We start from the raw sequence: 13,663 nt of genomic DNA, 5'->3' as shown, positions 1-13,663 counted from the left end.
AGGGGAGAATTTATGTTGATTGCGAAAGAGAGTAAAGAAATTACTACTAAAGAAAATATAGATGAGAAGCTGATAAGTCATTTTAAATCAAAAGTTAGCAGTATCAATGTAGTTTCATTTTTTTATAATACACCAGAAGTTTTTAAAAAGATTATTTTTTATGCTTTGTCGCAAAACAAGACAGTACTTTATATTACAAATGAGAGTGAAGATCATGTTTTTTTGGCAAGTATTCTTAAAAGTCAAGGAATTAAATGCAATTACTTAGGATACAAGTTACAACAGATACTAAAGCAGGGATTAAATATTATTAACCATAATCAAGCGCTATATTTAGAGGAAAAGTTTGACCTTGTAATTTATGATGATATTAACTCTATGCCCGTGCATGGTAAGGAATCTATAAGAAAATTGTTAGAGAGCTGTTGTAAGGGATATGGTACTATGATCGCCTACTCTATTGAACCTGTTTTTTATAATGAAGTTACATTATTCCAATGTCCAAATAATAATGGCAAACCTTTAGTGGAACCTAGAATCATAAATACTAGAGTGAATGTTAATGATGACTTACCACAGGTGGTTTATGATTATTTAAATTGGTCTATACTTTCAGATAAAAAGGTAGTAATTTATGTTCCTGATAATGAAAAGGTAGAAAATATATATAATTATTTAATTAGGTTTAGAAATAAGCTAACTAGAAATATCTTCAACTATAAATCAGATGAAAAGCACAATAGGAGTATGTTGAAGTTTTTGGCTAAAGCTAAGGGAATTATGATTACAAATAGTTTTGAAAATGGTGATGTGGATTTAACAGGAATTAATGTAATGGTTTTTTTTGCAGAACATAAAATATTTGACTATAAAAGATTAGTTTATTTATCTAGCAGAGCTAGTAGAAGCAAATCTTTAGACAGGGGAGAAGTAATTTTTTTATCAAATGAATTGAGTGAAGATATGGATAATGCCAAAGAAATTTTAAGGGAGTTAAATAAAAAGGCATGGGAAGCAGGATTTTTAAGGCTTTAAAGTATGTTTTAAATTGTATCATAGATATAATTTTTTGTGGAATGGAAAATTGTATATTATGCAATTCAACTAGTAGTGAAAGTTTGCTGTGCACAAACTGCAGGCAACTAGTAAAAATTAATTACTCAGACTATTATCTAAAGGATGGAAAAGAAGAATTTAAATGTTATTCCTTAGGATTTTATTCTTATTCAATTAAAAAACTAATTTTAGCACTAAAATATGAAAGAAATTTTTATGCTGCTAAAATAATGGGGGAGTATGTTACCGAGTTTATTAAAAATAAACTAGAAGAAGACATTGATGAAATAACTTTTGTTCCCAGTAGTAAAGAAGCTATAAATACTAGAGGCTTTAATCAATGTGAGGTTATTTGTAACCAGGTTAGTAGTGAAATCAATATACCTTGTAAGGCCTTGCTTAAAAAAGTAAAGACTACAAAGGACCAAATAGGGTTAAGTACTGCCGAAAGGTGGAATAACATTAAAGATAGTTTTACCTGTATAAATCTAGAATATATAAAGAACAAAAACATATTACTCATTGATGATGTGGTAACTACTGGTGCTACAGCCTTTTATTGTGCCAGTGTGTTAAAGAAATTTGGAGCAAAAGAAGTTTATGTATTGACTGTTGCTAAAAGTAGAGTATAATATAAAAAGTGAGTCGGGTTTGTGGTTGAAAGTCGATGCCAGTCGCAGGCGAAACGATCCACGTAAGTTAAACAAAGTTTTAACGAGCATGGTGCGGCTTAGAAGTAAGTCCTGCCGCCTTCGGGCGAGAGGGTTAGTAGTGAGAAGTTAAATCTGGGTAGCAAAAGCTCCAGCAGGCGAGTGTGGGGTCAAAGACCAGGTCAACCGACTAGAAGACACTTTGAGAAATCAAGGTGTTTTTTTTATTTCAATAAAATTAAAAAGAAATATAACTTATATAAATTTTACTGAAATTTCATTTTAGGAATTTAAGCAGTTGATATATTACCTACTAAAAGGTTCTATAATAGCCCGTGTATTTAAATTATAGCATAAGTTTGATAAAATTTCATATAGTATAGTTGCAAGCTATAAGGATTATAAAGGAGAAAGAAATAGGTATTAATGAATAATGACTATTAATTTTAGAAAATTGGCACAAATTTCATTTGAAAACAAATGGAATTAATACTAAAATATAATCATCAAATATATAAATAATCTACAGAGAAAAATAATAAAATATTAAAGAAAACATATACTTAACAAGAGGATTGTTTAAGAAGTCCTTGTTAACTTTGAAAGGGGCTGTAATTATGAAAATTAGAACTGTAGGAAAGAATATAGAACTAACAAATGCGCTAAAATCTATAGTAGAGAAAAAGCTATCAAAGCTAGAAAAGTATTTTGGAGAGAATGTTAGTGCTACAGCAACATTAAGTGTAGAAAGAAATTTTCACAAAATAGAGGTTTTAATTCCTTTCAATAATGTAATGCTAAGAGCAGAAGAAAAGAATAGTGATATGTATAGTGCTATAGACTTAGTTATAGATAAATTAGAAGGACAAATTAGAAAACAAAAAACTAAACTTCAAAGAAGAAATTATGAGGATTCTTTAAGATTCCAAAATATATCTTCCTATGAAGATGACTCAGCTGAAGAAGAACCAAAGATTGTTAAAACTAAGAGATTTGCTATGAAGCCTATGTCAGAAGAGGAAGCGGTACTTCAAATGGAGCTCCTAGGACATGACTTTTATGTATACAAGAATTCACACACTAATCAAGTAAATGTTTTATATAAAAGAAATGATGGTGACTACGGATTAATTGAGCAAGAGTTCTAATTTATATAATTTAGCTATAGAAAAGCTTTAAATTTAAAATTAATGGGATTATGAAAGAAATTTCATAATCCCTTTTAAATTTATTGTAAAACAATATAAGGTTTATATAAATAATATAACTTCACTTATGATGCTTTTAGTTGAGTTTATAGCAAAATGATATAGCTTTTAAATTAAGTAAGTTAAGAAGGGGTAAGCAATAGGCTCATAAATAAATACTTAAGCATAGTCTAATTTGATTTATTTAGGGCCTTTGTGTACATAGATTAAAGTTTAAATGGTAAAGTGTAAAAATATTGGGAATTATTTTCAGAATATTATAATAGGCAAAGTTGAAGTCGTATTAAATAAATGCTATAATCTTTAATATGACTTTAAATTAAATAAAATATTAATAAATTTATTTTATATTATACTTAAGACATCCTAGGAAGAGTATTTAGCTAACTTAGGTGTCTGATTTTTAATTATGGTATGTATATAGGTTTAATTTATCTTATTAAGGATGAACAGTGAGGATGATAATATGAAACTTTTTGAAAAAGTATTTGGTAGTTACAGCGATAGGGAAATAAAAAGAATAATGCCTCTAGTGAAAAAGATTAATGATTTAGAGGGAGATACTGAGAAGTTAACTGATGAGGAGTTAAGAAATAAAACTCAGGAATTTAAGGATAGACTAAGTAAGGGTGAAACTCTAGAAGGGATTTTACCAGAAGCTTTTGCTGTGGTAAGAGAAGCTTCAAAAAGAGTACTAGGTCTTAGACACTATGATGTACAGTTAATTGGAGGTATAGTTCTTCATCAAGGAAGAATATCTGAAATGAAAACTGGGGAAGGTAAAACTTTAGTTGCAACACTTCCATCCTATTTAAATGCATTAACAGGAAAAGGCGTTCATGTAATTACTGTTAATGATTACCTAGCAAAAAGAGATAGAGATGAAATGGGAAGGATTCATGAGTTCCTTGGACTTAAGGTAGGAGTTATAATCCATGGTCAAACACAGGTTGAAAAGCAGGAAATGTATAACTCAGATATAACTTATGGAACAAACAATGAGTTTGGATTTGATTACCTAAGGGATAACATGGTTATATATAAAGAAGAAAAAGTTCAAAGAGAGTTAAACTATGTAATAGTGGATGAGGTTGACTCTATTCTTATAGATGAAGCAAGAACACCACTTATTATTTCTGGAGAGGGAGAAAAGTCCACAGATTTTTATAGAGTTGCTGACTTTTTTGTAAAATCTTTAAGTGAAGAGGACTATACAGTAGATGAGAAAGCTAACTCAGTAATTTTAACAGATGAAGGTATTGCAAAAGCGGAAAAATATTTTCATCTTGAAAACTATGCAGATCCAGAAAATATGGATGTTCAACACCATGTAGTTCAAGGTCTTAAAGCAAACTACATGATGAAGAATGAGAAGGATTATATAGTTAAAGAAGGCGAAGTAATTATTGTTGATGAGTTTACTGGAAGGCTTATGGAAGGTAGAAGATATAGTGATGGTCTTCACCAAGCCATAGAAGCTAAAGAGGGAGTTAAGGTTGAGAAGGAATCTAAAACTTTAGCAACAATTACCTTCCAAAACTATTTTAGAATGTACAGTAAATTAGCAGGTATGACAGGTACTGCCTTAACAGAGGAAAGTGAATTTAGAGAAATATATGGACTAGATGTTATTGTAATACCAACAAATCAACCTGTTGTGAGATTAGATCTTGCAGATTTAGTTTATAAAACTGTAGCTGGAAAATACAAAGCTATAGTAGAAGATATTGCTGAAACTTATAAAAATGGTCAGCCGGTGCTAGTTGGAACAGTAAGTATTGAAAAATCAGAGGTACTATCTGCAATGCTTAAGAAAAAGGGAATTCCACACCAAGTATTAAATGCTAAGTATCATGAGAAAGAGGCAGAAATTGTTTCTCTTGCAGGGCAAAAGGGTGCAGTAACTATTGCTACAAACATGGCAGGTAGAGGTACTGATATTAAGCTTGGAGAAGGAGTAACTGGGCTTGGAGGACTTAAAATTATTGGTACAGAGAGACACGAATCAAGACGTATAGATAATCAGTTAAGAGGACGTTCAGGTCGTCAAGGAGACCCAGGAATGTCTAGATTCTATATTTCTCTTGAGGATGACTTAATGAGAATTTTCGGCTCTGAAAGACTTTCATCTGTAGTAGAGAAGATTGGATTAACCGAGGATGATGCAATTGAGAGCAAGATGGTTACTGGAGCTATTGAAAGTGCTCAGAAGAAGGTTGAAGGAAACAACTTTGATATTAGAAAAAATGTAGTTAAATATGATGATGTTATGAATATGCAAAGAGAAATCATATATAAACAAAGACAAACAGTTCTTCAAGGTGCAAACATAAAAGATCAAATACAAGATATGATTAAAGATGTTATAGATGATGCTGTAGGTTCACATATTAGTGGAGTGGAAGATACCTTCAAGGATGAACTTCATAAATTAATTCAGTACTGTGAAGAAATCTTCCTTCCTAAGGAGACCTTTACTGTTGAGGCTTTAGAAAAGCTATCTGATGAGGAAATAAAAGAAGCCCTACTTAAGGTAGCTAATGAGCTTTATAGTGAAAAGGAAGCTGACTTTGGCGAAGAACAAATGAGAGAAATAGAAAGAGTTATCTTGTTAAAGGTAGTTGACTCTAAATGGATGGATCATATTGATAACATGGATCACTTAAAGCAAGGTATAGGCTTAAGAGCATATAAACAACAAGACCCTGCACAAGCTTATCAAATGGAAGGTAGTGACATGTTTAATGAAATGATTTATAACATTAAACAAGAAACTGTGAAGTATTTATTCCATGTAAAAATGGAAAAGGCACCTGAGAGAGAAAGAGTTGCTAAAATAACTTCTACTAATGAAGATAGCAGTATAAAGAAAGAACCAGTTAAAAAGAAAGAAAAGCCAAATAGAAATGATCCATGTCCATGTGGATCAGGATATAAATATAAAAATTGCTGTGGAAGAGGAGAATAAATAGTGTTATTACAACTGGAAGAACATTTGAATGAAGTTAATAGCTTGAAGGAAAGTATAGATGAATTAAAGGTGTCTCTTTGACATCCCAGCATTAGAAAAAAAAGTATCTGAATTAGAACTTAAGATGCAAGAGTCAAATTTTTGGGATAACCTTGAAAAGGCACAAGAAGTAACTCAAAAGGCAAAAGCTATTAAGGATAAGTTAGATAAATACAATGAACTAAAAACTAGAGTTGAAGATGTAGAGATATTAATTGAGTTAAGCTTAGAGGAAGAGGATTACTCTTCTTCTAAGGAAATAAAAAATGAAATAAAAGAATTAATAGAAATAATTGATAAACTGAAAATTGAAACCTTACTTTCAGGAGAATATGATAGAAATAATGCAATTCTAGCCCTTCATACTGGGGTTGGAGGAAATGACGCTCAGGATTGGACGGAAATGCTTTATAGAATGTACAGTAGATGGTGTGAAAATCACGATTTTAAGGTAGAGGTTTTAGATTATGTTCCAGCAGATGAAGCGGGAATAAAAGGTGTCACCATAAAAGTATCAGGAGAATTTGCCTATGGGTACTTAAAGTCAGAAAAAGGTGTCCATAGACTTGTAAGAATTTCCCCTTATAACTCTAATGGGAAAAGACAAACTTCCTTTGCAGGCTGTGAAGTTTTACCAGAGCTTACAGAAAATCAAGATATTGATATAAAAAGTGAAGACTTAAGGATTGATACTTATAGGTCCGGAGGTGCTGGTGGGCAGCATGTTAACAAAACTGAGTCTGCTATAAGAATTACCCATATTCCAACAGGGGTAGTGGTTCAATGCCAAAGTCAAAGAAGTCAGCATACTAATAAAGAATATGCTATGAAGATGCTGAAATCAAAACTTATAGATATAAAGGAAAGAGAACATAAGGATAGAATAGAGGATATAAGCGGAGAGCAGAAGGACAATGGTTGGGGAAGCCAAATTCGTTCCTATGTATTTCATCCTTATAACTTGGTTAAGGACCATAGAACTGGAGTTGAAACAGGCAATATCAATGCCGTAATGGATGGAGATATTGATATGTTTATCAACGGATATTTGAAAGAAAATCAAAATTAGCATTATAGTAGTTTGAAAATGAACTTGTTCATTAACATTAAAAATAGAGTAAGCTAGGTTGCAAGCTTACTCTATTTTTTTATAAACAAATATAAAGAAAAGAGAAGTAATTAAAGATATACCTAATAATTCTTTATCATAAATATAGATAAGGTTATTACTAAAGCCATTTTTTGTAACTTCTTTATTTACCACACTAAAAGCCCTTTTTATAGCATCACTACTTATATACTCAATTCTATCCTTTGGAGTATGAATCCTATTCATATCATTATCACAAAGGGTTACTGCATCAATACCTTTTGACCTAAAAGCAGTATGATCGCTGGCATCCTCAAATAAATAGTTAAAATAAATCTTTTCTTCTTCAAAGTTTTTAGTTAATTCCTTTATAAAAGGAGTTTCATTGGTGTCATTTTTACCACCCATAATACATAGAGGAATTCCATCATAACTTCCAATCATATCAAAGTTATAAACTTTACTTCCTTTTAGTTTTGGGGCATATTGCTCTACAAAGGCTGTAGAACCTAAAAGGCCAAATTCTTCTGCATTGAAAGCTGCAAAAATAATATCTCTATCAGGAGTTCCAAGAGCTTTTATATACTTAACTAACTCCATAACAAAGGCTGTACCAGAAGCGTTATCTAAGGCCCCTCTATAAATAGTATTGCTTAAGTCCATACCTAAGTGGTCAAAGTGGCAACTAAAGACTAAAGGTGGCTTTGAAGAGTCTTTTCCTTTAAGAACTCCCACCACATTGTTTACACTGGTATCATCTACTTTAAAGGGTATATAAGTATAGACAGAATTCCCAGCTTCAAGATATTTAGATAGCTCACCTATAGTTTCTTTTGTTACTATGATATATAAATCTTGTTTTGAGCTTTCTACAAAGGAACTTCTAAAAGATAAATCATTTTCATTGGTAGTGTAAAATATTATACTTCCTTTATCGTTCTTTACATAGAGAACATCACCACTACCTGAGGTTACTAAATCTTCTTTAGTAAAGGATACTTCAGTGTTCCTAAAGTTTAATAAGTCTTCCTTGTAATTAACTCCATACTCTAAAGTTTTAATTAGCTTATTATCTTTATCCATTATAGCTATAGTGGGCTGTTCATTTAGTTTCTTAGGATATTTAACTTTAAAGGATTGATAATAGCTACCTTCAAAAGGAGCTAATCCATTTTTAACAAATTCCTCTTTTATTAACGCAGCAACTCTGTGATTTTCTATTGTTCCTGTTAATCTTCCTTTAAAGGTATCAGAAGATAAGTATTCAATATTTTCTTTTACCTTTGAAATATTAAACTCTTTTGTGTTACAATAACTTTGGAAACTTAAGGAAGATACAATGAGGCAAAGAGTTAAAAAATAAGATGTAATAAATTTTTTCATGCCATCACCTATAAAAAATTATTTAGGTATCCTCATTAAAATATTAATATGAAGACTGTTTTAATAAAGATGCCTCTTAGTAATAATATGATTACTTAACATGAGGTATGATAATGTTAGTTAATTTTAATAGCTTAATATACTTATAGCTTAGAGGAGGATTTTATGAACATTATAGAACAAAAGTTAGCTAGGGAGTTTAATTTATCAAAGGATCAAATTTTAAATGTAATAGCTATGTTAGACGAAGGTAATACAGTTCCCTTTATTGCACGTTATAGAAAAGAAAGAACAGGAGGTCTTGATGATATAGTTTTAAGGAACTTTTCAGAAAGACTTGTGTATTTGAGAAATCTTCAGGAAAGAAAAGAAGATGTAATAAGAATAATCGAGGAACAAGGAAACCTTAGTGAGGAAATCAGAACTTCAGTGGAAAAGGCTGAAACCTTAACAGAAATTGAAGATATATATAGACCCTTTAAGCCTAAAAAAAGAACTAGAGCAACTATAGCAGTAGAGAAAGGACTTTCACCTATTGCTGAAGAAATCTTAGGTGGAAAGTTTAAAGGAAATATAGAAGAATATGCAGCTAATTTCATAAGTGAAGAAAAAGGAGTTTCAACTGTTGAGGAAGCTCTACAAGGTGCTATGGATATAATTAGTGAAAGAATAAGCGATGAAGCAGAGTATAGAAAGTGGATTAGGGAAAATGTACAAAGAAATGGTTTTGTTGAAACAAAAGGAACCAGTGAGGGACCAACTCCTTATGAAATGTATTATGAGTATAAAGAAGCAGTAAGATTTATCCCACCCCACAGAATTCTTGCAATAAATAGGGGTGAAGATGAAAAGGTATTATCCGTAAAAATTACAGCAGATATGGATAAGATTATTACCTACTTAAAAAATAGAGCCTTAAAGGGAAATGAGATTACGGACAAATATATAGAAATTAGCGTAGAAGATTCTTTAAAAAGACTTATATATCCATCTATTGAAAGAGAAATTCGCAGTCAACTTACAGATATAGGAGAAGAAGGAGCTATAAATATTTTTAAAGCCAATTTAAAGGCTCTTCTTATGAGCCCTCCAATTAAAGGTAAGGTGGTTATGGGATATGACCCAGGGTTTAGAACAGGATGTAAGATAGCTATTTTAGATGACACAGGAAAGTTTATAGATAATGTAACTGTATATGCAACTGCGGCTAGTGAGCAAAAGATTAACGAGTCTATAGAAATACTTAAAAATATGGCTATTAAATACAAGGTAGATGTAATTTCTCTAGGAAACGGTACAGCTAGCAGAGAATCAGAAGAAATTTTAGCAAGAGTTATAAGTGAGGTTAAGAAGGCTACAGGAAAAGATATTTATTATGTAGTGGTATCCGAGGCTGGAGCTTCAGTTTATTCTGCATCAGAACTTGCTACAAAGGAATATCCTAACTTAGATGTAACCGTTAGAGGAGCAATTTCCATAGGAAGAAGACTTCAAGATCCACTAGCAGAGCTGGTTAAAATAGATCCAAAATCAATTGGAGTAGGTCAGTACCAGCATGATGTAACCCCTAAAAAGCTAGACGAATCTTTAAAGGGAGTTGTAGAAGATTGCGTTAATAATGTAGGTGTAGATTTAAACGTAGCCACACCATCGCTACTATCCTATATTTCAGGAATTAACAGTACCATTGCACAAAATATTGTAGCTTATAGAGAAGAAGTAGGAAAGTTTAAATCTAGAAAAGAACTTTTAAAGGTTAAAAGGCTTGGAGCAAAGGCTTTTGAGCAATGTGCAGGGTTTTTAAGAGTTATGGAGAGTAAAGAGTCCTTGGATAACACTTCTGTTCATCCAGAAAGCTATGAAGCCGCTAAAAAGCTAATTAACATGTTAGGTTATTCAGATGAAGATTTGAGAAAAAACAGACTTTCAGATATTGACAATAAGGTAGAAGCTATTGGCATTGAAAAGCTATCAAAGGATTTAGAAATAGGGGTTCCTACACTTTTAGACATAATTAAAGAAATTAAAAAGCCAGGACGTGACCCAAGAGAAGAACTTCCAAAGCCAATTTTCAAAACCGGTGTTATGGAATTATCTCAACTTAAGCCAGGAATGATGCTTATGGGTACTGTAAGAAATGTATCAGATTTTGGAGCTTTTGTGGATATCGGAGTCCATCAAGATGGCCTTGTGCATAAAAGCCAGCTTAGCGATAGATTTGTAAAGCATCCTTTAGATGTGGTGAAGGTTGGGGATATAGTAGAAGTTAGGGTGTTAGAAGTAGATGAAAAAAGAAACCGTATATCCTTATCTATGAAGAAATAAAGATAATAAGGTATGTTCTTTAAAAGAAATCTCTAAATAAAGAAATCTTTAAACAAAGAAAAGAAGATAAGAAAATATAGTGTTTAAGCCACCTTCAGCTTTATTCTGTAAATTTATATAAAAGAAAAAAACTTTAATCAGATAATTTATTAAGAGAATTATTCTTTTAATACTTAATTTATAAACAGCAAAGTTTTAGAATAAGCAATACAATAAATTGGCAGTAGAAGTTTAGAAAAATAATCTATAACGTATTGCTATAGTACTTAGATTGTATTATAATTATTCTTGTAAGAAATAATTAAATAATGCACTTCAGGGCGGGGTGAGAGTCCCCACCGGCGGTAAAGCCCGCGAGCCGTAAGGCAGATTCGGTTAGATTCCGAAGCCGACAGTAAAGTCTGGATGAAAGAAGGTAGTATGTGTAATATGAATTGTTACGCCCTGATCATGTTGGTCAGGGTGTTTTTATTTTATTACACAAAGATACCTCTTGAGGTTCGCAGTACAATTTTAGGAGGGAAAATATGAAAAAGAAGACAAATTTAAATTCACTAATTAAAATTTCACTTTTAGGTGCAATAGCATTCATATTAATGCTGTTTGAGTTTCCTATACCAGGATTTCCACCGTTTTTAAAGCTTGACTTTAGTGATTTACCAGCATTAATAGGGGGATTTGCATTAGGACCAGTAGCAGGAATAATAATTGAATTTATAAAAAATGTATTGAATATAATATTGCATGGATCAAGTACAGGAGGAGTAGGTGAATTTGCTAACTTCTTAGTAGGTGGAGTTTTTGTATATGTAGCTTCATGGGTTTATCATAAAGATAAAAGTAGAAAGAAGGCAATTATAGGATTAATTTCTGGAACAATTGCTATGACTTTAGTTGCAGGATTATTTAACTATTTTATTTTAATACCAATATATGCAAAATTATTTGGAGGCTTAAATAATGTTATTGGGGCAGCAGCTGCTGCTAATAAGAGCATTAGTAGTTTAGCATCTTTAATTGTTATTGGAATTACACCTTTTAACATTCTTAAGGGAGCGGCTGTATCTGTTATAACCTTCGCATCTTATAAGAAAGTTTCTCCACTAATTCATAAGGAAAGTCTTGCTTTAGAGCAGCAAAAGCTTAAAGAAAAAGCTAGTAATATATAAGAGCAAGCTAAAGTTACAGGTTTTTAAAATTTGTTCTTAGTTTATGTGTGAGTAAGAATTAAAGAAGGAAGTAATGCAAAAATTATAAGTAAGCTTAATAAAAGACTATGAAATGAACTTTCATAGTCTTTAAATTTTTCTATTCCACATTACGTAAGCGTCTTCTTTGTTATCTTCATAGTACTGTTTTCTTATTCCCTCAGTAATAAAGCCATGTTTTTCGTAAAGGCTTATTGCGGCTATATTTGACTTTCTAACTTCTAAAGTAATACCAATCAATTTTTTTTGCCTAGCTATAATTAAGAGGTTTTCCACTAAAATATCTCCTAAGCCATGGCCACGATAGTCAGGGTGAACTGCAATGTTAGTTATATGTGCTTCATCAAAGATAATCCACATGCCACCAAAGCCAACTACTTTATCTCCAAGGTTTAAGACTATATAGTTAGCATATTTATTATCTAATTCCTTCTTTAAAGAATCTAAACTCCAGGCAATTGGAAAGCTTAGTTTGCTGATATGCTGAACTTCTATTATATTACTTTCGTTCATTGGGACAATAGATAAATCAACCATTATTATTCCTCAGCTTTTCTTCATATTCTCTTTCTGCTTGAGAAGGTCGAAGGTAAATTGGTGCAGAGGTAAATACGTCTTCTTTTTCACCGTTTTTTAAGCGCCTTAATCCAATTTCACCTAAAGAGGATGCTTTAACTACATTTAAATGAGTTGGTGCAAAGTATACATTGCTTAAATTTTCAGCAAGAGTCTCTTTAAATTTGTAGGTACCATCCCCTATAAAGTGTATAGGTTCATTATAGTTTTTCAATTTATTAATTAGTTCTTCAATTGATAAAATTTCAGATTCTCCAAGAGTCTCCAAGGAGCCATTACATACTCTGTAAAAATTTGTATAAACATTTCCCCTTAAGGCGTCCATTATAGGACAAATAACTCCCGTAGAAAAAAACAAATTATTTGCAAGAGCATCTAAAGTAGAAATGGTTACAAAGGGTTTTCCAGTAGGTTGTGCTAAGCCTTTTATGGTAGCCATTCCTATTCTAAGTCCAGTAAAGGAACCAGGACCCTTTGAAACAACAAAACCATCTATATCTTCAATAGATAAATCTGTTGAAGTTAAAAGGGCATCTATCATAGGCATCATTATTGTAGAGTGTTGTTTCTTATAATTAAAAGTTATTTCTCCAAGAAGCTTATCTTCGTCAATAATTGCAGCAGTTGCGCTTTCAGTAGCCGAATCTAAACACAATATCTTCATAATGTTAACTCCTTTATATAGTCATATCTGGAATCACTATAAGTTATAGTTACTCTTCTACAGGTAGAACCTAGCTGAGGAACTTTTTCTAAAGTAAGAGTTAAGCTCTCCTTTGGAATTATCTCTTCAATGTAATTGGCCCATTCAATTACACTTACTCCGCCACCAAAAATATATTCATCAAAACCTATAGCAGCTATTTCATCAGGATCATTTACTCTATATACATCAAAATGATAAAGTTTTAATCTTCCATCATATTCATTTACAATGTTGAAGGTAGGGCTTGTAATATGCTCATCAATAGATAGACCCTTAGCAATTCCCTTGGTAAGATGAGTTTTACCAGTTCCAAGGTCTCCAATTAAGCAAATTATATCACCTGCATTAGCAAGGCTTCCAAGCTGAATACCCAGGTTTTCTGTTTCTTCTACTGTATTAACTAAAAACTCCATGTTTTTCACCTCAATATTATTTTAGCTGAAAAAATCAT

General features: G+C 31.7%; 11 protein-coding genes and 1 riboswitch. Of the genes, 7 read left to right on the top strand and 4 right to left on the bottom strand.

Going from position 1 to position 13,663, the window contains the following annotated elements:
- Nucleotides 1–12: 12 nt before the first annotated feature.
- The 5 genes from C661_RS0101325 to prfB all read left to right on the top strand — a co-directional run bounded on the left by C661_RS0101325 (nucleotide 13) and on the right by prfB (nucleotide 6,993).
- Entirely contained in the window at nucleotides 13–1,035 is a 1,023-nt protein-coding gene (locus tag C661_RS0101325; RefSeq protein WP_017413495.1) for a hypothetical protein, read from the top strand.
- The gene (locus C661_RS0101320; RefSeq protein WP_017413494.1) at nucleotides 1,008–1,688 is read left to right on the top strand and encodes a ComF family protein; all 681 of its coding nucleotides are present in this window, start codon (nucleotides 1,008–1,010) and stop codon (nucleotides 1,686–1,688) included. Before C661_RS0101325 ends, C661_RS0101320 begins: the two co-directional genes overlap by 28 nt.
- A 635-nt stretch (nucleotides 1,689–2,323) precedes the next feature.
- Nucleotides 2,324–2,854 carry a ribosome hibernation-promoting factor, HPF/YfiA family gene (hpf, locus tag C661_RS0101315; protein ID WP_017413493.1) on the top strand — a complete coding sequence of 177 codons (531 nt, stop codon included), beginning with the start codon at nucleotides 2,324–2,326 and terminating at the stop codon, nucleotides 2,852–2,854.
- A 526-nt stretch (nucleotides 2,855–3,380) separates the two neighbouring features.
- On the top strand, nucleotides 3,381–5,882 hold the full coding sequence (gene secA, locus C661_RS0101310; RefSeq protein WP_017413492.1) for a preprotein translocase subunit SecA: 2,502 nt from the start codon (nucleotides 3,381–3,383) through the stop codon (nucleotides 5,880–5,882).
- 3 nt (nucleotides 5,883–5,885) lie between these two features.
- Nucleotides 5,886–6,993 (top strand): peptide chain release factor 2 gene (gene prfB / locus C661_RS0101300; RefSeq protein WP_100218766.1). Its coding sequence is split into 2 segments (ribosomal slippage): nucleotides 5,886–5,963 and nucleotides 5,965–6,993, totalling 1,107 coding nucleotides; the frame shifts between segments, so codons are not numbered across the junction.
- 66 nt (nucleotides 6,994–7,059) lie between these two features.
- Here prfB and C661_RS0101295 read toward each other — a convergent pair.
- Nucleotides 7,060–8,397 carry a M28 family metallopeptidase gene (locus tag C661_RS0101295; protein ID WP_017413490.1) on the bottom strand — a complete coding sequence of 446 codons (1,338 nt, stop codon included), beginning with the start codon at nucleotides 8,395–8,397 and terminating at the stop codon, nucleotides 7,060–7,062.
- A 165-nt stretch (nucleotides 8,398–8,562) separates the two neighbouring features.
- On the opposite strand from C661_RS0101295, the gene C661_RS0101290 reads away from it, so the two are divergent.
- Together C661_RS0101290 and C661_RS0101285 are read left to right on the top strand one after the other, a co-directional pair.
- On the top strand, nucleotides 8,563–10,722 hold the full coding sequence (locus C661_RS0101290) for a Tex family protein (protein WP_017413489.1): 2,160 nt from the start codon (nucleotides 8,563–8,565) through the stop codon (nucleotides 10,720–10,722).
- A gap of 307 nt (nucleotides 10,723–11,029) precedes the next feature.
- Nucleotides 11,030–11,142: riboswitch (FMN riboswitch) on the top strand.
- Nucleotides 11,143–11,249: 107 nt separating this feature from the next.
- Nucleotides 11,250–11,891, top strand: a complete 642-nt coding sequence (locus C661_RS0101285) for an ECF transporter S component (RefSeq protein ID WP_017413488.1) — start codon at nucleotides 11,250–11,252, stop codon at nucleotides 11,889–11,891.
- Between the two features lie 129 nt (nucleotides 11,892–12,020).
- On the opposite strand, the gene rimI is transcribed toward C661_RS0101285, so the two are convergent.
- From rimI to tsaE, 3 genes are read right to left on the bottom strand one after another with little or no spacing between them, the layout of a single operon-like run.
- On the bottom strand, nucleotides 12,021–12,467 hold the full coding sequence (gene rimI / locus C661_RS0101280; protein WP_017413487.1) for a ribosomal protein S18-alanine N-acetyltransferase: 447 nt from the start codon (nucleotides 12,465–12,467) through the stop codon (nucleotides 12,021–12,023).
- Nucleotides 12,460–13,170 (bottom strand): tRNA (adenosine(37)-N6)-threonylcarbamoyltransferase complex dimerization subunit type 1 TsaB, encoded by a 711-nt coding sequence (tsaB, locus tag C661_RS0101275; RefSeq protein ID WP_017413486.1) that lies wholly within the window; start codon nucleotides 13,168–13,170, stop codon nucleotides 12,460–12,462. The genes rimI and tsaB overlap by 8 nt, the downstream gene beginning before the upstream one ends.
- A complete protein-coding gene (gene tsaE, locus C661_RS0101270; RefSeq protein ID WP_017413485.1) occupies nucleotides 13,167–13,625 on the bottom strand; it encodes a tRNA (adenosine(37)-N6)-threonylcarbamoyltransferase complex ATPase subunit type 1 TsaE in 459 nt (152 codons plus the stop codon). The genes tsaB and tsaE overlap by 4 nt, the downstream gene beginning before the upstream one ends.
- Nucleotides 13,626–13,663: the final 38 nt, after the last annotated feature.

Origin of the sequence: Clostridium tunisiense TJ (assembly GCF_000300195.1) — a bacterium.
Classification (GTDB): Bacteria; Bacillota; Clostridia; order Clostridiales; family Clostridiaceae; genus Clostridium_J; species Clostridium_J tunisiense.
This window is presented reverse-complemented; position numbering and strand designations above follow the sequence as displayed.

What these genes read in the sequence shown, in the direction of transcription:
- C661_RS0101325 (WP_017413495.1), top strand. Translation starts at nt 13, where the DNA reads ATGTTGATTGCGAAAGAGAGTAAAGAAATTACTACTAAAGAAAATATA.
- C661_RS0101320 (WP_017413494.1), top strand. Translation starts at nt 1,008, where the DNA reads ATGGGAAGCAGGATTTTTAAGGCTTTAAAGTATGTTTTAAATTGTATC.
- hpf (WP_017413493.1), top strand. Translation starts at nt 2,324, where the DNA reads ATGAAAATTAGAACTGTAGGAAAGAATATAGAACTAACAAATGCGCTA.
- secA (WP_017413492.1), top strand. Translation starts at nt 3,381, where the DNA reads ATGAAACTTTTTGAAAAAGTATTTGGTAGTTACAGCGATAGGGAAATA.
- C661_RS0101295 (WP_017413490.1), bottom strand. Translation starts at nt 8,397, where the DNA reads ATGAAAAAATTTATTACATCTTATTTTTTAACTCTTTGCCTCATTGTA.
- C661_RS0101290 (WP_017413489.1), top strand. Translation starts at nt 8,563, where the DNA reads ATGAACATTATAGAACAAAAGTTAGCTAGGGAGTTTAATTTATCAAAG.
- C661_RS0101285 (WP_017413488.1), top strand. Translation starts at nt 11,250, where the DNA reads ATGAAAAAGAAGACAAATTTAAATTCACTAATTAAAATTTCACTTTTA.
- rimI (WP_017413487.1), bottom strand. Translation starts at nt 12,467, where the DNA reads ATGGTTGATTTATCTATTGTCCCAATGAACGAAAGTAATATAATAGAA.
- tsaB (WP_017413486.1), bottom strand. Translation starts at nt 13,170, where the DNA reads ATGAAGATATTGTGTTTAGATTCGGCTACTGAAAGCGCAACTGCTGCA.
- tsaE (WP_017413485.1), bottom strand. Translation starts at nt 13,625, where the DNA reads ATGGAGTTTTTAGTTAATACAGTAGAAGAAACAGAAAACCTGGGTATT.